Annotated in this window: 19 protein-coding genes; 8 read left to right on the top strand and 11 right to left on the bottom strand. The window is 69.3% G+C overall.

Features of this window, described 5'->3' with window-relative positions:
- Position 1 precedes the first annotated feature (1 nt).
- From C8E83_RS02900 to C8E83_RS19725, 3 genes are all read right to left on the bottom strand, one after another.
- On the bottom strand, positions 2-2,122 hold the full coding sequence (locus tag C8E83_RS02900; protein WP_121368354.1) for a DUF262 domain-containing protein: 2,121 nt from the start codon (positions 2,120-2,122) through the stop codon (positions 2-4).
- Positions 2,123-2,214: 92 nt separating this feature from the next.
- The gene (locus C8E83_RS02905; protein ID WP_211331652.1) at positions 2,215-3,498 is read right to left on the bottom strand and encodes a hypothetical protein; all 1,284 of its coding nucleotides are present in this window, start codon (positions 3,496-3,498) and stop codon (positions 2,215-2,217) included.
- Between the two features lie 77 nt (positions 3,499-3,575).
- Positions 3,576-3,908: a DUF4190 domain-containing protein gene (locus C8E83_RS19725; RefSeq protein ID WP_211331653.1), complete on the bottom strand. Its 333-nt coding sequence runs from the start codon at positions 3,906-3,908 to the stop codon at positions 3,576-3,578.
- A 161-nt stretch (positions 3,909-4,069) separates the two neighbouring features.
- Between C8E83_RS19725 and C8E83_RS02915 the strand changes: the two genes are divergently transcribed.
- Positions 4,070-4,342: a hypothetical protein gene (locus C8E83_RS02915; RefSeq protein ID WP_121368355.1), complete on the top strand. Its 273-nt coding sequence runs from the start codon at positions 4,070-4,072 to the stop codon at positions 4,340-4,342.
- Between the two features lie 104 nt (positions 4,343-4,446).
- Here C8E83_RS02915 and C8E83_RS02920 read toward each other — a convergent pair whose 3' ends face one another.
- Positions 4,447-4,929, bottom strand: a complete 483-nt coding sequence (locus tag C8E83_RS02920; protein WP_121368356.1) for a MarR family winged helix-turn-helix transcriptional regulator — start codon at positions 4,927-4,929, stop codon at positions 4,447-4,449.
- 73 nt (positions 4,930-5,002) lie between these two features.
- Here C8E83_RS02920 and C8E83_RS02925 point away from each other — a divergent pair, with 73 nt between their 5' ends.
- The 3 genes from C8E83_RS02925 (at position 5,003) to C8E83_RS02935 (ending at position 8,333) form a co-directional block, all read left to right on the top strand.
- Positions 5,003-6,226 (top strand): FAD-dependent oxidoreductase, encoded by a 1,224-nt coding sequence (locus tag C8E83_RS02925; protein ID WP_170159826.1) that lies wholly within the window; start codon positions 5,003-5,005, stop codon positions 6,224-6,226.
- A 638-nt stretch (positions 6,227-6,864) separates the two neighbouring features.
- A complete protein-coding gene (locus C8E83_RS02930) occupies positions 6,865-7,425 on the top strand; it encodes a GNAT family N-acetyltransferase (protein WP_245981374.1) in 561 nt (186 codons plus the stop codon).
- Between the two features lie 80 nt (positions 7,426-7,505).
- On the top strand, positions 7,506-8,333 hold the full coding sequence (locus tag C8E83_RS02935; RefSeq protein ID WP_121368358.1) for a phosphotransferase: 828 nt from the start codon (positions 7,506-7,508) through the stop codon (positions 8,331-8,333).
- Positions 8,334-8,723: 390 nt separating this feature from the next.
- On the opposite strand, the gene C8E83_RS02940 is transcribed toward C8E83_RS02935, so the two are convergent.
- From C8E83_RS02940 to melA, 4 genes are all read right to left on the bottom strand, one after another.
- The gene (locus C8E83_RS02940; protein ID WP_245981376.1) at positions 8,724-9,644 is read right to left on the bottom strand and encodes a carbohydrate ABC transporter permease; all 921 of its coding nucleotides are present in this window, start codon (positions 9,642-9,644) and stop codon (positions 8,724-8,726) included.
- A complete protein-coding gene (locus C8E83_RS02945) occupies positions 9,641-10,648 on the bottom strand; it encodes a carbohydrate ABC transporter permease (RefSeq protein ID WP_121368360.1) in 1,008 nt (335 codons plus the stop codon). Before C8E83_RS02945 ends, C8E83_RS02940 begins: the two co-directional genes overlap by 4 nt.
- Positions 10,645-11,994, bottom strand: coding sequence for an ABC transporter substrate-binding protein (locus C8E83_RS02950; RefSeq protein ID WP_121368361.1), 1,350 nt, complete (start codon positions 11,992-11,994; stop codon positions 10,645-10,647). Before C8E83_RS02950 ends, C8E83_RS02945 begins: the two co-directional genes overlap by 4 nt.
- Positions 11,995-12,130: 136 nt before the next feature.
- Positions 12,131-13,582 carry an alpha-glucosidase/alpha-galactosidase gene (gene melA, locus C8E83_RS02955; protein ID WP_121368362.1) on the bottom strand — a complete coding sequence of 484 codons (1,452 nt, stop codon included), beginning with the start codon at positions 13,580-13,582 and terminating at the stop codon, positions 12,131-12,133.
- Between the two features lie 91 nt (positions 13,583-13,673).
- Between melA and C8E83_RS02960 the strand changes: the two genes are divergently transcribed.
- The 3 genes from C8E83_RS02960 (at position 13,674) to C8E83_RS02970 (ending at position 16,799) form a co-directional block, all read left to right on the top strand.
- Positions 13,674-14,618, top strand: coding sequence for a helix-turn-helix domain-containing protein (locus C8E83_RS02960; RefSeq protein WP_147430066.1), 945 nt, complete (start codon positions 13,674-13,676; stop codon positions 14,616-14,618).
- A 76-nt stretch (positions 14,619-14,694) separates the two neighbouring features.
- Complete coding sequence (locus C8E83_RS02965) at positions 14,695-15,351, top strand: HAD family hydrolase (RefSeq protein WP_121368364.1); 657 nt, start codon at positions 14,695-14,697, stop codon at positions 15,349-15,351.
- Between the two features lie 170 nt (positions 15,352-15,521).
- Positions 15,522-16,799: an MFS transporter gene (locus tag C8E83_RS02970; RefSeq protein WP_170159827.1), complete on the top strand. Its 1,278-nt coding sequence runs from the start codon at positions 15,522-15,524 to the stop codon at positions 16,797-16,799.
- Between the two features lie 16 nt (positions 16,800-16,815).
- Here C8E83_RS02970 and C8E83_RS02975 read toward each other — a convergent pair whose 3' ends face one another.
- Positions 16,816-17,865 (bottom strand): NAD(P)-dependent alcohol dehydrogenase, encoded by a 1,050-nt coding sequence (locus C8E83_RS02975; protein ID WP_121368366.1) that lies wholly within the window; start codon positions 17,863-17,865, stop codon positions 16,816-16,818.
- Positions 17,866-17,964: 99 nt separating this feature from the next.
- Positions 17,965-18,570 (bottom strand): TetR/AcrR family transcriptional regulator, encoded by a 606-nt coding sequence (locus C8E83_RS02980; protein WP_121368367.1) that lies wholly within the window; start codon positions 18,568-18,570, stop codon positions 17,965-17,967.
- Positions 18,571-18,721: 151 nt separating this feature from the next.
- Between C8E83_RS02980 and C8E83_RS02985 the strand changes: the two genes are divergently transcribed.
- Positions 18,722-20,191, top strand: a complete 1,470-nt coding sequence (locus tag C8E83_RS02985) for a sugar porter family MFS transporter (RefSeq protein ID WP_121368368.1) — start codon at positions 18,722-18,724, stop codon at positions 20,189-20,191.
- Between the two features lie 151 nt (positions 20,192-20,342).
- Here the strand turns inward: C8E83_RS02985 and C8E83_RS02990 are convergent, their stop codons facing one another.
- A complete protein-coding gene (locus C8E83_RS02990; protein WP_121368369.1) occupies positions 20,343-21,539 on the bottom strand; it encodes an MFS transporter in 1,197 nt (398 codons plus the stop codon).
- Positions 21,540-21,541: the final 2 nt, after the last annotated feature.

Raw genomic sequence — 21,541 nt, forward strand, 5'->3', positions numbered from 1 at the left:
ATCAAATACCGGACGCGTAGTCGGAGCGGACATCGGCCAGGGTCCGAGTCAGCGTCTCGTCGACGCACCAGAAATTCCAGCCGGCAACCGTGCCGCCGCCCTGCAGGAATCGCGCGGCACCGCTGACCGTCGCGAAGACTCGATCGGCCATCGCAAGGTGGCCGTTCTCTTCGACGATTGCGGTGGAGCCGCGATAGGCGGCGGGCTTGGCGTAGAGGACAGCGCCGGCAGAGACCGCGCCGGCGCGGAGTAGGTCGGCCACTTCAACCCGATACTGAGCCCTCTCAACGGCTGAGTCTGTCGAGCTCACGTGGCCCTGTGGCACCGGCCAGATCGCGAGGATGCTGTCGATCAGGCTCGATGTGCGGGTACGGATGTCCTCTTCGGTCCACGCCTCGGCGTGCTCGTGGACCACGTTCCGGACGAGCAGCAGGGTGTCGTGCCGAATCAAGGACGCGCGCTTACCAGCCTCGCCGGTCCAGCCTGCATTCGACAGCCGCGTGTTGAGGGACTGCGTGACCAGCGTCAGATTTCCGAGCGTCTGGACGAGCTGGTCACGATCGGTGTCGTTGACAGTGTCGTCGCCCCAGTTGGCGCGCCACTCCTGAGGCATGATGTGCTCGATCGTGCACACCCCGCGCGAAACCGGTGCCGCTGAGAATGGCCGTTGGCCATCGATCCCGAAGCCCCGATAGCGGTCCTCGACCGCCTCCAGCACCATTCGAAGACGGCCCCGACGAAGGCGTCGATAGGCCTCGAGGTCGACGAGCTCACGACGCACTTCGGCATCGTCGGGCCAATAGCCGACGGTAGATCGCTGCGACGTCAAGAAGTCTCGGGCCACGTCGTCGATGCGCGCTCCGGCAGGGCGCTGACTCAGCGTCGTCAGCAGGTCGACGATGAATCGGTTCGCGCCCTGCGACTGCACGCGCACGAGCGCTCGACGCACGAACCACGACTCCAGCACACCCAGGAACCGGTCGCGTTCGTCGTCAGTGATCGCGGCTTGCTCCCGCTCGCCCAGCCAGATCAAAACAGGCTTGGCCAGCTCGGAATCCAGGGTGCTGATTCTGTAGACGAAGAGCGCGACGCGGTCGAGGGCTCCGTCGTGCGACTCCGAGGCCTCCGTGAAGGCACGGTAGCGATCTGCCGCCGCCTTGAGGTCCTTCAGAAGTGCGTTCACATCACCCGATGACGAATTCACGTAGCGCTTGAACTGAGCGAACACCTCCCGCGCCGGGATATCGAGCAGTGTGCGCGCGGTGAGCCACTGAGTGAGGAAGAGCGAGCTCCGGGTGTAGCGGATGCGGCCCGCCGTGACTTCGGCCTCCCAGAAGGGGGTCTCGAAGGCGTACCAGTACTCCAGGTACGCCTGCTCGGTCGCCTCGTCAGTCCCATCGAATCTCTGGAAGACGAAGTTCTTGATCAGATCCGCGGCGGTCAGCGGCGTGCCGCGGGCATTCAGCGTCTCGAAGATCTCCTGCGCATCTTCATTCGCCTGCAATTGGATGGAAACGAGCTGGAGCCGCGTCGTCACGGCAGGCACGAGCAGGCCGGCTCGAGAGTCCGCGGTCGAGGCGTCGGAGTCGAGCCACGAGGCGATGCTTCGGGCGAAGAACTCGTGAGCGTCACGGAGTCGTCCTGCCGGGAGCACGCGGTAGTCGACGGGCGACGGAGCCGACATCACCGCGGCGAACGTCTCGCGGTCACGGTTGGTCGGCCACACCTTGAAGCGATCTTCGACGCCCACACGGAACGACTCACCGTTTTCGACAAGGCCTTCCACCTGGCCCGCGAGACCGACATAGCCACGATCGACCAGCTCGGCGTGGAGGGCGTCGAGCAAGACCTGGAGCGTTGTCAGCCGCTGCTGCCCGTCGATGACCGTGTGCTGTGGCAGGCCACCGAGGACGGTCTGCTGGGTCTGCAGGACCACGGCGCCGAGGAAGTGCGTGGCCTGCGAGTCGCCCGCTGCGATCGCGTCGACAAGTCTCGTGATGTCGTTCCACAGCGGCTCCCATTGGAGCTCTCTCGACCAGACATAGGGCCGCTGGAAGAGCGGAACCACCAACCTCTGAGGTGCGAAGAAGACCTGCTGCGGGGAGGTGACCTGCGTGAGCATTCGGGAGCTTTCGGTCGAGCGGGCGGGGCGGGTGATCCGACGATCTCACATCAGACCGCTCTCGGGCGGCGACGTGCAGGCGAATGTCCCGGTCAGTCCCTGTCGTCGTCAGCAGCGCTATCGAATAAACGCCCTCGAAGCGACCGCCCGCGACTCAGCGCCGCCGCGCCGAACTTGCCGGCGACAGTGACGCCCTCCGTGCCCAGACGGCTGGCGACCCTGATGCCCTCGGCGCCGAGCTGCGCTGCGGCCTCGACCCCCTCGGCTCCTGCCTCGAGAGCCTTGTCCTTCGTGTCGACGGCCGCTTCCGACCAGCGCCTCGAAGAGATCGACTCTCGGTCGCCCTCGATGCCGAGGCGCTCGTGGAAGGCGACGACGTCGGCGGCCACACCGTTGCCCGACTGGACGATGGCGCCGGGAGCGAACGGATGCAGCAGCACCTTCGAGTTCGCCGACGAGGCGGCTGCGTCCATGCGGCGCAGGAGCCCGAGCGTGGTCTGGCTGATGACGTTCCGGCGCTTGTCGCGTGAAAGCTCGACGCCGCGGCGGTGGGCGTCCAGCTCGTCGGGCGACGAGTCGAGGACGCGATCGAGTTCGAGGACCGCGAGGGCATCCTGCAGCTGGAAGCATCGCGCGATGACCGCGAGCCACTCCTCGACGGTCCCCTCGGCGTCGATGAAGGTGTCGTGGAGGTCGCCGACCTTCGAGTGGCGCTCCATCTTGTCGGCGAGGGCATCGAGCTGCCGGAGTGCGTAGGCCTGGGTGGTCTTGAGAGTCGACGACGTCCCCTGCACCTTCGACCAGGTCACCTCGGACACGCGGCCGACTTCTTCACGCAGGATCATCGCCTCGTCGATCTCGAGTTCGGCTCCGATCATGCCCGCCACGGCTTCGTCCTTCTGGGCTCGCAGCACGTCGTCGACCTTGGCGTCGATCGTGGCGAGATAGGCGGTGATCTCGTCCATGGACTGCTTCATGGCCAGCTGCGCCATGATGCCCGCGGCGCCGGCGAGGACGGCCGGGTTCGTCAGCATGGCGCCCGCACCGCGTGAGTACTCGAGAATGCTGCTGATCTGACCGTTGTTCGTCATGATCGCGCGTGCCAGCCCGGGCGTCGAACCCGCCATCGGTACTCCGGAGGCGAGGGCCGCGGCTGATGCCTGCGAGAGCTGGATCCAGCGACCCGAGTTGGCTGCGATCGTCGCGCCGGACTGCGCGGCCGCCGCGCCGACGCTGAGAGTCGACCCGAGTCGGGACAGGCCGAGGTCGCGCGACTCGGTGATGCCCTGACCGGTCAAGAATCGCTCGATCGCCCCGGGATCGCCGATGACGGCGATGCCGTTGCCATCGCGGATGAGTTCGAGTTCGTCGTTCATGCGTCCCCCCAAGGAAGCCGTGCTGGTGATCGTTGTCGTGATTGTGTCGTGAGCCGCCGACAGCGCCGGGTCGTTCGTCAGGACCCGCTCGACGCCGAGAACGGCACGACCAGCGCTAGCAGGATGAGGATGATCGGGACCGGCAGGAAGCCGCAGACGATGCCGGCGATGGCCTGGGTGCGGCGGAAGCCGCCGGCGCGGTTCGCGGTGCCGACGCCGATGAAGCCGAAGATGATGGCGAGCAGGGCCGGCAGCCAGCAGAGGAAGATGCCGGCGATCGGGATCAGCGACAGCGCGGCGCCGACGATTCCGAGGATGAGTGACGCGATCGCGAGGCCGTTCGACTGGGGCTTCGGCGCGAACTGGACGTAGACCTGCTGAACCGGCTGGTTCGGGTCGAAGTTCGACATGTGTGGCCTTTCCCGACCGAACCGCTCGGTCTCCCCGTCGACCATTCTGGTGGCTCGGGCGGGGCGTGAGGGAGCCCCAGGGCGGGGGATGGGGGTCGACCCGCGGGGCCCGCGACTGTCGGAGGCCACCCGTAGAGTCACGCATGACGAAAGGACCGCGCATGACCTCACCGTTCGAAGAAGCCCTGCTCGAGAGCCTCCGCGAGAACGCGGTCGTGCTCGACGATCCGGAGTGGAATTCCACGTCGATGCTCATCGACGGGCTCGTCGACGTGAACGCGCTGGCGATCCTGGCGTACCACCTGGCGGCCGACTTCGTCGACGAGAACACCTACGTCACGATCAACGGCCGGCGGCAGCCGCAGACGCCGATGGAGATCGCGCGGGCGCTGCGACGCAACGCGGTCGACTTCGACTCGTACACGGCGATCTAGGCCCGGCCCGCGCGGCAGACAGCGCAGCGGGCCGCTCGGCGGACCGGGAGCCGCGCGACGACGAACGCGTCCACGGCGGACGCGGCGCAGGAGCCGAAGCACACCTACCCCTCCCGCAGCACCCTCTCCTCCTCCCGTTGCACGGCCTCCGCGCGCGTGAAGAAGTCGATCATCGTGGAGAGTTCCGCGGGGGAGTATCGGGCGAGCAGCTCTGCACCGCGCCGGACGATGGGCTCGTGGAGGGCCCACGCGTGCTCCTGCAGCGACTTCGTCGTCGTCACGAGAACACGGCGCGCATCGGAGGGGTGAGGGGTGCGCACCACATGGCCGGCCGCGACGAGACGGTCGACCATCGTCGTGACACTGCCGCTCGTGAGGCCCAGGGCGGCACCGAGCTGAGCCGGAGTCGCACCGTCGGCGAACTCGAACATCAGGAGTTCGACGCAGCGTCCGTCGGTCTGATTGATGCCGAGCGCCGCCGCCACCGCGCGATCGAAGTCGTCGACGGCCGCCTGGTAGCGCCGGATCGCCTCGCCGAATGCGCCGACCAGATCAGCGGGCGCCGCCGCGTGACTTTCTCTTGACATTCAAGAGACCTTCCCTCATGCTCGTGTCGACCGATTTCACTTGAAAATCAAGATACACGGGAAGGTGGCGACAGTGAAGGTACTCATCATCGGCGGGGGAGTCGGCGGGCCCGTGCTGGCCCTCGCCCTGGCGAGGGCAGGCCTGGATGCCGAGGTCGAGGTCGTCGAGGCCCGCACGCCGAGCGAGGTCGAGGAGGGCTCGTGGATCACCTTCCAGGCCAACGGAATGGACGCCCTCCGCGCCATCGACGCCGCCGGCCCGCTCGAAGAGCAGGGCTACCCCGTCGAGACGATCTCGTTCGTCAACGGTCGCGGGCGCTCGCTCGGAAGCATGCCGCTCGCGGCGAGTCGCCCCGACCGCCTGACGTCGCGGATGCTCGCCCGCCGCACGCTCGCCGGCGGCATCGGGCAGCTCGCACGCGACCGCGGCATCACCCTCACGCACGGTGTCCGCTTCGTGAGCGCGCGCTACGAGGGCTCGCAGGTCGTCGCCACCTTCAACGACGGCAGCGAGCGGCGGGCCGACCTCCTCGTCGGAGCAGACGGCATCTGGTCGCGCGTCCGCACCTTCATCGACCCGAGCGCCGCGCGGCCCCGCTACGTGCCGGTGCTCAACGTCGGCGGCCACCTGCCCGGCTTCCGTGTCGATGTGCCGCAGGGCGAGTTCCGCATGCAGTTCGGAACCCGCTGCTTCTTCGCGTGGATGCCCACGCCCGACGGCGGCACCGTCTGGTTCGCCAACCCTCCGCACCCGGGCGAACCCGAGCGAGGGTCGCTCGAGCGGATCTCCGACGCCTCCTGGCGCTCCACGCTCCACACCCTCATGGCGCAGGATCACGGACCCGCCCACGACATAATCGACGCCGCGCCCGAACCCCTCCGCGCGTGGGCCACGTACGACCTCCCGACCGTGCGGCGGTGGCACGATTCCCGCGCGGCGGTGCTGCTCGGGGACGCCGCCCACGCGGTCGCGCCGTCCGCCGGCCAGGGCGCGTCGATGGCGCTGGAGGACGCGGTGACCCTCGCTCGGTGCCTCCGCGACGCGCCCGGAGCCACGGACTCCGCTCGCATCGCCGCCGCCCTGCCGCGGTACGAGGCGCTGCGCCGGGCGCGCACCGAGAAGATCGTCGCGTACGGGCATCGGTCGTCGAACTCGAAGGCGGCCGGGCCTCTCGGGCGGGTGGTGCGTGACGCGATCCTGCCGCTGATGTTCGCCCGTGCGGCTCGTGACGGCGGGAAGTCGATGATGTGGCTGCAGGGGCACCACGTGGAGTTCGATGCGCCCGTTGAGTTCTGAGGTCGCGGTGACGGTTCCGAGCTCGTGGTGACGCTTGCAGGCGGGCGTGCTCGCCGGCGCGCCGGCGCGCGTGCGTGCGTGGGCGAGGCGATGACGCGTGCTGGCCACGGGGCGCGCCCGCGCGCGGCCCGGCGGGGCGACGCGCCGGAGGGGGAGTCGCGCCGGGGGCGACGCAACGGTTTTCGGGCAACGGCAGGGTGCCGCGGCGGTGCGTCTTGCCCGAAAGGCGTTGGCTTGGCCGGCGGACGTTGCGTGAACCGGCGGACGTTGCGTGACCCGGCGGGCGTTGCGTGGCCTGGGGGAGCCTGCACGGACGGTCGAGCCGGCGCCTGGGCGACGAGGGGGTTGTGTCGCTCTGCGTTATACAGGTTCGCCTGAATTCAGGAATTCCTGAAGCTGGCCTCACCCTCGACTTGAACCCCAATTTCAGGTGCGCCTGAATTCAGGCGAAGCTGAAGGACGCCCGCGGGCACAGGACCCTGGCCGCCGGGCGGGCCGGCGGCTGGTGAGCGCGGGGGCGCGGCCGACCGGTCCGCGGGCTAGCGCGCGAAGGGCACCCCGGGGTCACGCCCGCAGGCGGTCCACGGGCGCGCGATCGGACCTGTCGCCGCGGGGGAGAGGCGCGGCACGATGAGGGCATGACCACGCTCCGCTTCAGCAACGACCCCGCCGACATCGACATCGAGGTCGTGCACCGTTGGTTGTCCGAGCAGTCGTACTGGGCGGCCGGGCGCAGCCGCGAAGCGCACGAGCGCGCGATGGCGGCGTCCCGCAACTACGCCGTGCTGGCGGACGAAGCTGCGCCGGGCGACCCCGCGAAAGGAGAGCGTGTGGCCAGCGACCCTGCGCCGGGCGACCCCGCGGCAGGCGAGCGTGTGGCCGGCGACTCCGCGCCGGGCGACCCTGCGCCGGGCGACCCCGCGACTGGCGAGCGCATCGTCGGCTACGCGCGCGTGATCACCGACGAGGTGACCTTCGCCTGGTTGGCCGACGTGTTCGTCGATCCTGGGTCCCGGGGCCTCGGAGTCGGCAAGCTCCTCGTGGCGGGAATCGTCGCCGAGCTGGAGCCTCTCGGCCTCAAGCGGATCGCGCTGCGGACGTCCGACGCGCACGGTCTCTACGCGCAGTTCGGCTTCGCGCCCCTCGGCGGCACGCCCGACGAGGGCATGTGGATGCAGCGCACTCCTGCCCCGGCCTGACGCCGAGTGGCACCGTTCTGCTGATGAAGCACGCCGCGCATCAGCAGTTTTCTGGCACTCGAGGGCGGCAGACTGAGGGTGTGATCGGCGACGAGGCTCCGGGCGATGAGACTCTGCGGGCGTTCGGGCTCGATCCGGGCGAGGCGGGCCTCCCCGTGCGGCTCGAGGGCGGGCGCGGGCTGACGTGGGCGGCGGGAGCCGTGATCCTGCGCCCCCATGACGAGCCCGACGAAGCGATCTGGAAGGCCGAGACCCTCGAGCGCCTGCCTCCCGGCGACGGGTTCACGGTGCCGGCGCCGCGACGCACGGTCGACGGCGGCTGGCTCGCCGACGGGTGGGAGGCCCAGGCCCGGGTCGCAGGAGCAGCCGCCCCGTCCCGCGTGGCCGACGTCGTCGCGGCCGGCACCGCCTTCCACCGAGCGTTGGCGAACGTCGAACGGCCGGCGTTCATCGCCCGCAAGACCAACCGCTGGAGCATCGCCGATCGCCTCGCCTGGGGCGACCCCGAGCCGCCCGGCGCCCCGGCCGCCGCGCTGCCGGACGACCCTCAGCTCGCCGCGCTCGTCGGCGCGCTCGAGCCCCTCGACCTCCCCTCGCAGGTGATCCACGGCGACCTGCTCGGCAACGTCCTCTTCGCGCCGGGGCTCCCGCCCGCCGTGATCGACTGGGCGCCGTACTGGAGGCCGGTCGGCTTCGGCGCGGCGGTCGCGGTCGCCGACGCGGTCGTCTGGCACGGGGTCGGGCTGCAGGAGCTGGCGCACGACCACGGCCACACCGGGTGGCGCCAGCTCCTGCTCCGCGCCCTCGTGTACCGCATCGCCACACAGCACTTCGCCGGCCGGTGGGACTCGCGCTTCGCCGCCCGTCACGCCCCCGTCGTCGCTGCCGCCCTCGCCCTCCCGCGGTAGCCCGCCGCCCTCGCCCCCGCCCGCCCTCGCCCCGCCCCGCTCCAGGGCGCCGAGTGGCAGAAAACTGCGGATGCGCGTCGCCCGACATCAGCAGCTTTCTGCCACTCGGGGGAGAGCAGGTGGGCCCGAGCATCGTGCCGGGCGCCCCGAGCTGGGCGTGGCGTCGTGTGCCGCGTCCAACGTCATTTCAGATCGCGTTGAATCCAACGCGATCTGAAATCACCGGGAGGACAACACATCCCGTGTCACGTGCCGAGCCTCCACGCTCCCGGCGAGTGGCAGAAAAGTGCGGATGCGCGGCACCCGGCATCAGCAGATTTCTGCCACTCGCGGGAGCGGGGGCGGGGCGGGGCGGGCGAGGGAGGCCAGCAGGAGCCAGCAGGAGCCCGGCTACTTCAGCCCCGACTCCGCAATACCCTGCACGAACTGCCGCTGGAAGATCAGGAAGACGATGATCACCGGGATCATCGACAGCAGCGTCACCGCCATGATCTGATCCCACGGGTGCGAGTACGCGCCGTTGAGCGAGTTGAGCCCGACCGACATCGTGAAGCGGTTCGACGTCTGCAGCGTGACCAGCGGCCAGATGAAGTCGTTCCAGCGCCAGACGAAGGTGAGGATCGTCAGCACCGCGATCAGCGGCCCGCTCATCGGCAGCACGACCCGCAGGAAGATCCGCAGCTCGCTCGCCCCGTCCACCCGCGCCGCCTCGATCAGCTCGTCGGGCAGCGCCACCAGGAACTGCCGCGCGATGAAGATGCAGATGCCCTGCGCGGCCGACGGCAGGATCACCGACCAGTACGAGTTGACGAGCCCCAGCTTCGAGATGATCACGAACTCCGGCACCACGATCACCTGGATCGGCACCATGATCGTCAAGAGCATCAGCGCGAACAGCGCGTTGCGGCCCCGGAACCGGTACTTCGCGAACGCGTAGCCGGCGAGCAGCGAGATCGACACCGAGATGAGCACGCTCGCGACCGAGATGATCGTCGAGTTCAGCATCCACGTGCCGATCGGCTGATCCTCGAACACGCGCGCGAACACGCTGAGGTCGAAGTGCTTCGGCCAGAGCGAGAAGCCCGAGCCCTGCGACAGGCCGCCGGGGCTGATCGCGGTGACGAACACCCAGTACACCGGGAAGAACATCACCAGCGCACCCAATGCCAGCAGCGCCCAGACGACCCACCTCCCGACCGCCCCGCGCGTCGACCCGCGTCGACGACGCCCCGCGCCCGACGAACCCGACGCGCCGGGCGCAGGATCCAGTACCCGCACCCCCGACGTCTTCCCTGCACCGACAGCCGTCACGACTCCTCCTCCGTCCTCTTCGCGATCCGATTCCGCAGCAGCGTCAGAAGCAGCAGCACCACGACCAGGAACACGCCGATCGCCGACGCGTAGCCCATCTGACCGTTGGTGAAGGCCGAGCGGAAGATGTACTGGATGAGCACCGTGGTCGAGAACCCGGGCCCTCCGCCCGTCATCACGTAGATCACGTCGAACGCCTGCAGCGAGAACACGACGTTCAGGACGATGAGCATGTACGTGGTGGGGTTCAGGAGGGGCCAGGTGATGCCGGTGAAGCGTCGCCAGGATCCTGCGCCATCGATCTGAGCCGCCTCGAGCAGCGACGGGTTGATGCCCTGCAGCGCGGCGAGGTACGTCACCATGCAGAAGCCGATGCGGCCCCAGACGACCGCGAGGATCACCGTCACCATGGCCCAGTCGGGCGACGTCAGCCAGCCGATGCGGGGCAGCCCGATCGCCTGGAGGAAGGCGTCGACCACGCCGTCGTTGCTGTCGAACATCCAGATGAACACCAGCGACACGGCGACGCCCGAGACCACCATCGGCAGGAAGTACAGGCTGCGGATGATGCCTCGGCCCGGCAGCTTCCGGTTCAGCATGATGGCGAGCAGGAGCCCGAGAGCCGCGCTCGTGGGCACCGTCCCCACCGTGAAGATGAGGGTGTTCTTCACCGCCTCCCAGAACAGCGGCGTCGTGAGCATCGTCTGGTAGTTCTGCAGCCCGACGAAGGTGCCGCCGCCGAACACCTGCACGTTCTCGAAGCTGAGCACGACGGAGGCGAGGATCGGGGCGAACGCGAACACCGAGAACAGCACGAGGCTCGGGGTGACGAACGCCCACGGGGCGACGCGCGACTCGCGCCGCGAGCGACCGGAGCGGCCGGAACGACCCGCGCCGCCGGTGCCTCCGACGGCGCCGGCGCCGCGACCGCGGGACGGGCGGCGCCCGCCGACGGAGATCCTCCCGTCGGCGGGCGCTTCACTGCGGGTGGGGACGCTCGTCATGACGCCGCGTTCTGGATGCCCGACGCGATGGCCTTCGCCGTCGCCGTCGGAGTCTGGCTGCCGATGAAGCACAGGTCGAGCTGGTCGGCCAGCACCTCGTTGATCGTCGCGAAGTCGGGCAGCGTCTCGACCTTCGCCATGGCCGCCGGCACCGTCTTCGCCTGCTCGCTGAACAGTGCCATCTGCTTCGACTGCGACGAGAACGTGAGCGTCTCGTCCTGCAGCGCGGTCCGGACGGGGAGGAAGAGGTCGGTCTCGCAGAAGTACTTCATGTTCGCCTCGTTGCAGACGAACTGGATGAAGTCGGCCGCGACGGCCGGGCTCTTCGACGACTTCGACACCGACAGCAGGTTGCCGCCGAGGTCGGAGGCGCGCGACTTGTCCTGCGGCATGTAGGTGATGTCCCACTTGTCGGTGGAGAAGCCCTTCGCGACCTCGCCCATGATCCAGTCGCCCCAGATCATGAGGCCGACCTGGCCCGACGTGAAGAGGTTCTCGACCGCCGCCGTCGTCGACCCCTTGATCGTGTTCGACTTCGGGATCAGGCCCTCGTTGTAGAGGTTCTGGAACCACGCGATCGCCTCGATGCCGGTGGCGTTGTCGATGGCCGGCGTCTTGCCGTCGTCCTCCAGCAGCTTGCCGCCGTGCATGTAGAGGAACGGCAGCCACCGGTACGCCGTGTTCGCCCCCTCGAAGCCGTACGCGACGGCGGCCTTGCCGGTCTCCTGCTTGACGTCCTTCGCCAGCGACAGGAACTGGTCCCAGGTCCACGCGTCGTCGATCGTCGTCGGGATCTTCGCACCGACCTTCGCCATGACGTCCTTGCGGTAGTACGTGCCGAAGGTGTCGGTGTGCTGCGGGATCCCGTGCACCTTGCCGTCGACCTGCGCGGCCTTCCAGAACGTCTCGCCGAAGCCGTCCCCGTAGCCCTTCTTCAGGTAGTCGTCGAGGGCGACGAAGCCGCCGTTCTGCGCCCACCGGCCGAAGCCCTGCCAGGTGTTGCGGATGATGTCGGGCGCGTTGCCGCCGGCGAGCTGGGTCGACATGTACTGGTTGAAGTCGCCGTTCGGCGTCACCTGCACCTTGATGTTCACGCCGGGGTACATCTTCTTGTACTCGGCGGCGAACTTGCGGTACGCGACGACGTCGGCCGGGATGTTCCAGGTGGTGAGCACCAGGTCGGCCTTCGTGCTCTTCGTCACCGCCGCGGTCCCCGCGCTGGCACCGGTCGAGGTGCTGCAGGCGGCGAGAGCGGGAGCGAGGGCCGCGAGGCCGGCGGCGCTCGCCGCGTACTTCAGGACGGTGCGGCGACTGACGCCGGGTGTCTCGCTGTCGTGTCCGGGCATGGGAACTCCTTTGTTCGTGGTGGGTGCGCGCGAGGGCGCGCGGGAGCGAGCCGGCGGCCGCTGTCGTTCCGCCGGGCGGGGTGGGTCTGAGTTCTGGTCTCTGGGGTCTGGTCGGGTGAGGTGGGGTGGGGTGGGGTCAGTGGGCGGCGTCGGCCAGCGCGGCGGGCTCAGGATCGGGGAGCGTGCTCGCTGCTCCTGCGCCCGGCACCTCGACCCCCTCGGGCAGCCGCAGCGCCTCGGGCAGGAGGGCGCGGTGGGCCTGGAGCAGTTCGTCGGTCATCGCGTGGATCTGGTCGAGGGTGCAGTGGGCCGCGGTCAGGGGGTCCATCGCGACGGCGTGGTAGACGTTCTCGCGGTTGCCGGTGAGCGCCGCCTGCACGGCGAGCGTCTGGACGTTGACGTTCGTGCGGTTGAGCGCGGCGAGCTGCAGCGGGAGGTCGCCGACGTAGGTCGGCTGCACTCCTGAGCGGTCGACGAGGCAGGGCACCTCGACGCAGGCGTCGTCCGGCAGGTTCGTGATGAGGGCGCCGCGGTTCGGCACGTTGCCGTAGATCACGCTCGGCACGCCGGTCACGAGCGAGTTGACGATCGTGGCGCCGTACTCGACGCTCGGCTCGAGGTGGTCCTTGAGCTTCGCGAGCTGCTGGTCGATGTCGCCCTGCTCGTCGTGTGCCGAGCAGATCTCGTAGTAGTCCCAGCGCTCGGGGATGAACTCGAGCGTCGTCTCGGCGTCCTTGCGGAAGTATGGCAGGTACTCCGAGGCGTGGTGGCTCGACTCGGTCTCGAAGAAGCCGAAGGCGTCCATGAGCGTCGTGCGGACCTGCTCGTTGCCGCCCTCGTAGTTGCTCTCGGCCGTGGCCGCCTCGCTGTGGTCGCCGTCATCCTGCAGGAGCCCGGCGCCACCCCGACCGCGGAGGTGCTTGGCCGCCATCACCTCGCGCAGCCGCGGGTAGAGGTCTTCGCCGTGGCGCTCGAACTTCAGGATCCACGCCTGGTGGTTGATGCCGGCCGAGATGTAGTTCACCTCGTCGTACGGCACGCCGAGAGTGCGCGCGAGCATGCGGGTCGTGCCCTGCACGCTGTGGCAGAGGCCGACGGTCGTGAGGCCCTTGGCGTTGAGGAACGCCGTCGCCATCGCCATCGGATTGGCGTAGTTGATGAACTGCGCGTCGGGGCAGAGCTCGAGGGCATCCTGAGCGATCGCCTCGTAGACGGGTGCGGAGCGCAGGAACCGGAACACGCCGCCGGGGCCGACGGTGTCGCCGACCGTCTGGTCGACGCCGTACCGGCGCGGGATCTCGACGTCCCAGCGGTACGAGTCGATGCCGCCGACCTGGAAGGTGATGATCACGACGTCGGCGTCGGTGAGGGCCTCCCGTCGGTCGCTCGTCGCGACGATGTCGGTGTCGAAGCCGTGGTGCTCGGCGAGCTCGCGGGCTCCTGCCGCCACTCGCTCGACGCGCTCGGCGTTGATGTCCATCAGGCACAGCTGCGCGTCGCGCAGGGCCGGGAAGCTCAGGAGGTCGCCGATGAGGCGGAAGGGGAACACGAAGCCGCCGGCTCCGATGATCGTGATTTTCGTCGTCATGAAGGGCAGGTTAGGAACCGACGCCGGGTCGTGACCTCCGTCTGGCGCGGTGGTTCTTCCAGAATCCTCAGATCGTGTCTATGGTGATCGCGTGAGCCAACGACGGCTTCTCGAAGCCCCCCTCCAGTCCGAGTCCTTCTGCGACCAGCCGCGCCTGAGTGACGTCGACGTCGAGGTCGACGTCCCCGCCATCTGGGTGCGACACGGCCGCCCGCCGCACATGCCGCGGCCCCACCGGCACGACGATCTCGAGCTGAACTTCGTCGTCTCGGGCGAGCTCGACTACCTGTTCGGAGGCATGCCGCTCAAAGTATGCGCTGGGCAGATCGCCGTGTTCTGGGGTGCCACTCCCCATCGTCTCGTTGAACAGGACGACGAGTCGTCGATCGAATGCCTCTGGGTGCATATACCGCTGGAGACCGTCTTCGGGTGGGCTCTGCCGCGCGACTACCTCAGCGACCTGCTTACCAGTCGACCGATCGTGCTGCCGTCCGACTCGGCCGGGCGCGACGTCGAGTCGATGTTCCACTCCTGGATGAGCGACCTCATGGACGAAGGGGCGCAGGACTTCGCGCTGCTGGAGATCCATGCGCTCGTGCGGCGTCTGCTGCATCGGCACGCGGAGCATCTGGCGGCGGTCGCGGCGTCGGAGGGGGCGGCGGGGGCCGATCCTGCGCCCCTGGGGCTGACGCCGACACCGGGTGCGCACGCCGACGGCATGCAGCACGTGGTCGAGATGGCGCGGTACGTGACGGCGAACTTCCGGTCGGAGATCGCGGCCGCCGACATCGCCCGCGCGACGCACCTCAACCCGAACTACGCGATGACGCTGTTCCGAGAGACGGTGGGCACCACGCTCGGCGCGTACCTCACGCGGTGCCGGGTGGCGGAGGCGCAGCGACTGCTGCTCACGACGAGCCTCACGACGGTCGAGATCGCCGACGCGGCCGGGTTCGGGTCGCAGTCGTCGTTCTACGCGCACTTCACTCGCACGTGCGGGGTGTCGCCGAGCGCGTATCGGCGCAGCCTCCGCTAGCCGGCCGCGCCGCCGCGCGCGCCGTCAGACAGGGCGGGCGGGGCGGAGGCGGGCGGCCGTCTGGCAGGGTGGAGGCATGCTCTCCCCGCTGCTGCGCGCCTGCCTCTTCGACATGGACGGCACCATCGTCGACTCGACACCCGTCGGCAACCGGGCCTGGGGGCGGTGGGCCGACGAGGCGGGCATCGTCGATCGCACGTTCATGGAGACGTTCCACGGGAGGCCGGGGCTCGAGGTGCTGGCCGAGATCCTGCCCGCCGACCAGATCGACACGGCCTTCGCGCGCCTCGTCGACCTCGAGGCGAACGACGTCGAGGGGGTCGAGGCGATCGCAGGAGCCGAGGCGCTCCTGTCGAGCCTCGACGACACGCAGCGCGCCATCGTCACGTCGAGCCAGCCCAGCATCGTGCCGGTGCGGCTGGCCGCGGCCGGGCTCGACCGCCCATCGATCGTCGTCACGGCCGACCAGACCGCGCGGGGCAAACCGCACCCCGACCCCTTCCTGCGCGGTGCGTCGTTGCTCGGCGTGGCGCCGGGGGAGTGTGCCGTCTTCGAAGACACACCGCCCGGCATCGAGGCCGCTCGGGCCGCCGGGGTCGCGTTCGTGGTGGGCGTGCGGGGCACGCATCCCGATGCCGCGCTGCAGGGTGCCGACGTGATCGTCGACGACCTCTCCGCCGTGCGCGTCGAGCCTGCCGCCGAGGGCGCCTTCCGGCTCGTCGTCTCCGCGTAGCCCGCCCTCCTCTGCGACAAAACGCGACACCTGCGACGCGCTCCGACGTCGCAGGTGTCGCGTTTTGTCGCGCGGGGAACCGGGAGCGGCGCGAAGGGGCGTGCGGCGGCGCGCCAAACTTGTTAGTCTGGCTAAATAACTATCGCCGACCGACAGGAGCGCCACCACCCGTGAAGAGACGATTCGCGTCCGGTTTCTCCCGCACCTTCGTGTCGCTGGGCACCCGCAACTACCGTCTCTTCTTCATCGGCCAGCTGGTGTCGAACAGCGGAAACTGGCTCACGAACGTCGCCCTGACGCTGCTCGTCCTCGATCGGACGGGCAGCGGCACGGCCGTGGGGTGGCTCGTCGCCTGCCAGTACGGGCCGATCCTGTTCTTCTCGATCTACGCCGGCTCGATCGCCGACCGGGTCGACAAGCGCAAGCTGCTCTACGTCACGCAGTCGCTCGAGATGGCCGAGTCGGTGCTGCTGGCGGTGTTCGCGTTCATTCCGGGCACGTCGCTCGCCGTCTTCTACGTGATCGCGACCCTCGGCGGCTGCCTGCTCGCGGCCGACAATCCGGCGAGGCGCTCGTTCGTGCGCGAGCTGGTGCCGCGCTCGCAGGTGTCGAACGCCGTCACGCTCTACAGCTCGATGGTCAACCTCTCCCGCATCGTCGGGCCCGCCATCGCCGGTCTGCTGGTCTCGACGCTCGGCTTCGGCTGGGCGTTCGCGATCGACGCCGCGTCGTACTCGGTCGTGATCGTCGCGCTGATCCGCATGAACGGCGCCGAGTTCTTCACCTCGCCGCGCGCCGTGAAGGCTAAGGGGCAGGTGATCGCGGGCGTCAAATACATCTGGCGCACGCCCGAGCTCGCGGTCTCGTTCGCCATGCTCCTGGTGATCGGCCTGCTCAGCTACAACTTCAACGTCACCTACCCGCTGCTCGTCGAGAAGGGTCTGCACGGCTCGGCGCTCCAGTACACGCTGCTGTACTCGTCGTTCAGCATCGGAGCGCTCGTCGGCACCCTGTTCGTGGCTCGGCGCACGACGATCACGCTCCGCACCATCATCCTGAGCGCAGGAGCCTTCGGAATCGCTCTCACAGCCCTGGCGTTCGTGCCGAACATCCCGGTCGCGTACCTCGTCGCGGCCGCCGTCGGAGCCGTGTCGATCTCGTACATGACCGCCACCACGGCGATGGCGCAGCTGCGCGCCGAGCCGTCGATGGCGGGTCGCGTGATCGCCGTGCAGACGGTACTGCAGATCGGCACCACACCGATCGGCGGGCCGCTGCTCGGATGGGTGGCCGATGTCGCAGGAGCCCGCGTCCCCATCCTCATCGGAGGCGTCGCCGCGCTCGCCACCTTCGCCGTGGCGGCGGCGACGGCCCGGCGCAGGATGAACGCCGACCCGCTCGAGGAGGTCGCGCGCGACACGGCGGCTACGCCGACCGTGTCGCGCTGACCGCCCGCCGCACCGGCTACGCGTCAAGGTCGGCCAGGTCGAGCACGAATCGGTACCGCACGTCGCCGCGCTCCAGGCGGTCCAGTGCCTCCGAGACGCGAGCGGACGGCAGCACCTCGACGTCGGCCGTGATGCCGTGCTCGGCGCAGAACGCGAGCAGCTCGGCCGTGTGCAGCCGGCCGCCGGTGCCTGACGCGAACACGCGCTTGCGGCCCGGGAGGAAGGCGAAGAAGCGCGGCGGGGTCATCAGCGGATTGCCGAGCATGCAGAACGAGCCGTCGAGACCGAGCATGCCCAGCAGGGGCTCGAGGGCGTGCTCGGCCGAGATCGTGTCGATGACGAGATCGAAGCGACCACGGGCATCCTGCACCGCCTGCTCGTCGGTCGTGTCGAGCAGGGCGGTGGCGCCGAGGCTGATCGCGTCGTCGGTCTTCGCCGTGCCGCGGCTCAGCACCGTGACCTCGGCGCCGAGAGCCGCGGCGAGCTTGACGGCGAGGTGACCGAGGCCGCCGAGCCCGGCGACCGCGACGCGGCTGCCCGGGCCGATGCCGGAGGCGACGAGGGGCTCCCAGACCGAGATGCCGGCGCACATCAGGGGTGCGGCCGCGGCCGCGTCGAGGCCGTCGGGCAGGCGGTAGGCGAAGGTCGACTTCAGCACGTACTCGCGGCTGTAGAGGCCCTGCGTCTTCGTGCCGTCGACGCGGTCGGTGCCGCCGTAGGTGGTGACGGGCCCCTGCCAGCAGTAGTTCTCCTGGCCGGCGAGGCACATCGCGCACTCACCGCACGAGTCGACGATCGTGCCGATCGCGACTCGATCGCCCATGACGAGGTCGGTCACGGCCGGTCCGACGGCGGTGACGACGCCGGTCGCCTCGTGCCCGGGCACGATGTCGCCCTCGCCGAGCATTCCCTGGATGCGGTGGAGGTCGCTGTGGCAGACGCCGCAGAAGTCGACTCGCACGGCGATGTCGTCGTCGCGGAGGTCGCGGCGCTCGAAGGCGGTGCGCTCCAGATCGGTGGGTCGGTCGCTCGCACTGTTGCTCTGCCAGCCGGTGGTCGTTCGCATGGGGGTCCTCTCGAAATCGTCCGCACGAAGCGGAATGACGATTCCGATACTACGCTTAAGCGGAAGATGGATTCCGCATAAGACCATGAAGAAGCGGACTCAGGAGGCGAGCGGCGTGCCTCCCGATGGTCGAAGCCCGTCGATGTGCACTCTGACGAACCGGCGCCAGCGCTCGTCGTCGGCCTCGGGCAGGGCCTCCATCACTCCTCGCAGAGCCACGAGTAGCGCCTTGATGTCGGCGCCTGTCACGTCGGATGAGAGCACGCCTGCGGCCACCGCGTTGACCGTGAGCTGCTCGACCTTGGCGTTCGTCACCGGACGATCGGTTCGCTCGCCGAGGCGGTCGAGCAGCGCGGCCGAATAGAGCCGCTTCTCGGAGGTGAATCGGCCGACGTAGTCGAGAAAGGTGAGCAGCCCGCGTTCCGCGTCGCCGTCGTCGAGGGCGGCGTCGGCGGCCGCGTCGAGTTCGGCGGAGAGCTGCTCGGCGATGGCGTCGAGCAGGGCGTCCTTGCCCGCGAAACGTCGGTAGATCGTGCCGACGCCGACTCCCGCGCGAGCCGCGATCTCTTCCATGCTGGCATCGGGGCCGCGTTCGGCGAAGGCTGCGCGAGCGGCCTCGATGACCCGCTGCTCGTTGCGCACGGCGTCGCGCCGAGGAGCACGAGCGCTGGCGAGAGCTCGCGAGGCGTCGGCGGTCGATGGCATGCCACGAGCGTATCCCGACGGCGCCGCGCCCTCGACGCAGCGTGTCCGCCGTCGGAGCGCTCCATTCCGAAAAGTGGAAGAATGGCTTGCGCAAATGACAGGACATAGGGGTAGGGTTCACGTGTCCTAATGTCAGAACAAAGGAGTTCCCGTGTCGACAACGACTGGTACGTCGGACACAGCCACGGGCGGCGCGATCTCGCTGCCGCCCCTCACCACAGGGCCCCACAGCAAGCGCCTCGGAATGGTCGCGCTCGTCGCCACCTTCGGCGGCCTCCTCTTCGGCTACGACACCAGCGTCATCAACGGCGCGCTCAGCCCGATGGTGCAGGAGCTGCACCTGACGGCGCTCTCTGAGGGCGGCGTCACCTCAGGACTCCTCTTCGGCGCCGCGGTCGGCGCCATCACCGGCGGTCGCCTGTCGGACGCCTGGGGTCGACGCAAGTCGATCATGCTCATGGCGGTGCTGTTCTTCATCGGCGCGATCCTCTGCGTCATCGCGCCGACGTTCGGCGTCATGCTCGCCGGCCGCATCGTTCTCGGCCTCGCCGTCGGCGCAGCGTCGACGATCGTCCCGGTCTTCCTTGCCGAACTCGCTCCGTACGAGATCCGAGGATCGATCGCGGGCCGCAACGAGTTCGCGATCGTGCTCGGCCAGCTCCTGGCCTTCTGCATCAATGCCGCCATCGCCATCATCGCCGGCGGCGAGGGCCACGGCGTGTGGCGCATCATGCTGGCCGTCGAGGCCCTGCCGGCGATCGCGCTGTTCATCGGCATGATCCGCATGCCCGAGTCGCCGCGCTGGCTCGTCTCGAAGGGCCGCGACGCCGAGGCGCTCGAGGTGCTGTCGACGCTCCGCACGAAGGAGCGCGCCGAGGCCGAGCTCAAGGACGTCGAGCGCGTCACGACGGAAGACAAGAACGTCGTGAAGATGGACCTCGGGTCGATCCTGCGCAACAAGTGGCTGATCCGGATCCTGCTCGTCGGCATCGGCCTCGGCGTCGCCCAGCAGCTCACCGGAATCAACGCGGTCATGTACTACGGCCAGTCGGTGCTCCGCGAGGCCGGCTTCGGCGCGCAGGTCGCGCTCATCGTCAACATCGGCCCCGGCATCGTCGCGGTGATCGGCGCCATCATCGCGCTGCGGATGATGGACCACTTCTCGCGCCGCCTCACGTTCATCCTCGGCTTCACGCTGACGACGATCTGCCACCTGCTCATCGGCATCGGCTCGGTCGCGCTGCCCGTCGGCAACCCGGCCCGCCCGTGGGTGCTGCTCGTGCTCATCATCGCGTTCGTCGGCTCGATGCAGACCTTCCTCAACGTCGCCACCTGGGTGACGCTGTCGGAGATCTTCCCGCTGAAGATGCGCGGCTTCGGCATCGGCGTGTCGGTGTTCTGCCTCTGGATCGCGAACGCCTTCCTCGGCCTGTACTTCCCGACGATCATCAGCGCGTTCGGCATCACGGGCACGTTCTTCGGCTTCGCCGTCGTCAACGCCCTCGCGCTGCTGTTCGTGTGGCGCGCCGTCCCCGAGACGCGCGGCCGCACGCTCGAGAAGCTCGAGGAGGACGTCACCACGGGCGCGATCTACACGCAGAACGTGAAGTCGCGCGCCTAGCCCCCCTCTTGCGACAAAACGCGACAATCGCGACGTCTCCGGGCGTCGCGATTGTCGCGTTTTGTCGCGGAGGAGTGGTCTCCGGCCAGGGCCTCCCGAAAACGACTCCGCGCACCCGATTTCGCGTGCGCAGAGTCGTTTTCGGGAGGCGCTAGGAGGTGTGCGGGCGCGGGCGACGCCGCGCGGAGCCGACGGCGAACGCGACGAGGGCCACGAGGGCGAGGGCCGCGCCGGTGAGCGGGATGGCGATCGACGCTCCCGATCCTGCGAGCTCGAAGCCGCCCAGGACGGGCGCGAGGGCGATCCCGACGTACATCGCGGTCGAATACCACGACAGGGCGATGCCGGCGGTGGCCGGGTCGATGCTCACGAGGCGGTGTTGCACCGGCACGACGGCGCCGAACGCGAGCACGCCCCAGACGAAGAACGCCACGGCGAGGAGCGCGTACGACCCTGCCAGCACGGGCACCAGGCCCAGCACGACGACCTCGCCGCCGAGCCCGATCGCGACCATGGCGCGAGAGCCGAGCCGGTCGGTCAGCCGCCCCGACAGGTTCGTGCCCACGACGCCTCCGAGACCGAAGAGCAGCAGCAGGATGGCGAGAAGCCCCGACGACCCCGACGTCGACGCCGCCGTGACCGGGCTCACGAAGATGTAGACGATGTTGAACCCGGCGGTCAGGAGCAGCGCCGACACGAGCGTCAGCACCATCGCGCCGCCTCGAAGCGTCGCCAGCCGAGCCCGCAGGCCGATCGCCGCACCGAGGGGCACGTCTCGCACGAGAACGCCGATCGCGACCGCGAGCAGGGCACCCAGGATCGCGAGAGCGCCGAGCGGCAGACGCCATCCACCGACGCCGGCCAGCGCCGTCCCGACCGGTGAGCCGAGTGCGGTCGCGAACGTGAAGCCGAGGGCGGCGATCGCCAGTGCTCGACCCCGCTGGTCGGCCGGAAGGAGCGTGGGCGCGGCCGCGGTGGCCGCGGGGACCAGCGCGGCACCGCCGATCGCGGCGAGGACGCGGCCGACCTCGAACATCCCGAGGCTGGTGCTCACCGCGGTCACGGCGGTGCCGACCGCGATGACGGCGAGCCCGGCCGTCATGAGGTGCGTGCGGTCGATGCGCGCGAGCCCGACCGAGAGGGCCGGCGAGACGACGGCCACGATGATCGAGTACAGCGTGATCGTGTAGCCGACGCTGGTCTCTGTCGTGCCGAGCCCGCGGGCGATCTGGGGGAGGAGACCGGCGATGACGAACGCGTTGGTGCCGACGACGAAGAGGGCGCCGGCGAGGATGCCGAGGCGTGCCGTCACGATGCGTGAGGCGTACGATTGTTCGATAACCGTCATAC

The sequence above is a fragment of the Frondihabitans australicus genome (assembly GCF_003634555.1).
Taxonomy (GTDB): domain Bacteria; phylum Actinomycetota; class Actinomycetes; order Actinomycetales; family Microbacteriaceae; genus Frondihabitans; species Frondihabitans australicus.

Bases quoted from the DNA above. Each gene is read 5' to 3' on its own strand.
- C8E83_RS02900 (WP_121368354.1), bottom strand. From the start codon at position 2,122: ATGCTCACGCAGGTCACCTCCCCGCAGCAGGTCTTCTTCGCACCTCAG.
- C8E83_RS02905 (WP_211331652.1), bottom strand. From the start codon at position 3,498: ATGAACGACGAACTCGAACTCATCCGCGATGGCAACGGCATCGCCGTC.
- C8E83_RS19725 (WP_211331653.1), bottom strand. From the start codon at position 3,908: ATGTCGAACTTCGACCCGAACCAGCCGGTTCAGCAGGTCTACGTCCAG.
- C8E83_RS02915 (WP_121368355.1), top strand. From the start codon at position 4,070: ATGACCTCACCGTTCGAAGAAGCCCTGCTCGAGAGCCTCCGCGAGAAC.
- C8E83_RS02920 (WP_121368356.1), bottom strand. From the start codon at position 4,929: ATGTCAAGAGAAAGTCACGCGGCGGCGCCCGCTGATCTGGTCGGCGCA.
- C8E83_RS02930 (WP_245981374.1), top strand. From the start codon at position 6,865: ATGACCACGCTCCGCTTCAGCAACGACCCCGCCGACATCGACATCGAG.
- C8E83_RS02945 (WP_121368360.1), bottom strand. From the start codon at position 10,648: ATGACGAGCGTCCCCACCCGCAGTGAAGCGCCCGCCGACGGGAGGATC.
- C8E83_RS02950 (WP_121368361.1), bottom strand. From the start codon at position 11,994: ATGCCCGGACACGACAGCGAGACACCCGGCGTCAGTCGCCGCACCGTC.
- melA (WP_121368362.1), bottom strand. From the start codon at position 13,582: ATGACGACGAAAATCACGATCATCGGAGCCGGCGGCTTCGTGTTCCCC.
- C8E83_RS02965 (WP_121368364.1), top strand. From the start codon at position 14,695: ATGCTCTCCCCGCTGCTGCGCGCCTGCCTCTTCGACATGGACGGCACC.
- C8E83_RS02975 (WP_121368366.1), bottom strand. From the start codon at position 17,865: ATGCGAACGACCACCGGCTGGCAGAGCAACAGTGCGAGCGACCGACCC.
- C8E83_RS02980 (WP_121368367.1), bottom strand. From the start codon at position 18,570: ATGCCATCGACCGCCGACGCCTCGCGAGCTCTCGCCAGCGCTCGTGCT.
- C8E83_RS02990 (WP_121368369.1), bottom strand. From the start codon at position 21,539: ATGACGGTTATCGAACAATCGTACGCCTCACGCATCGTGACGGCACGC.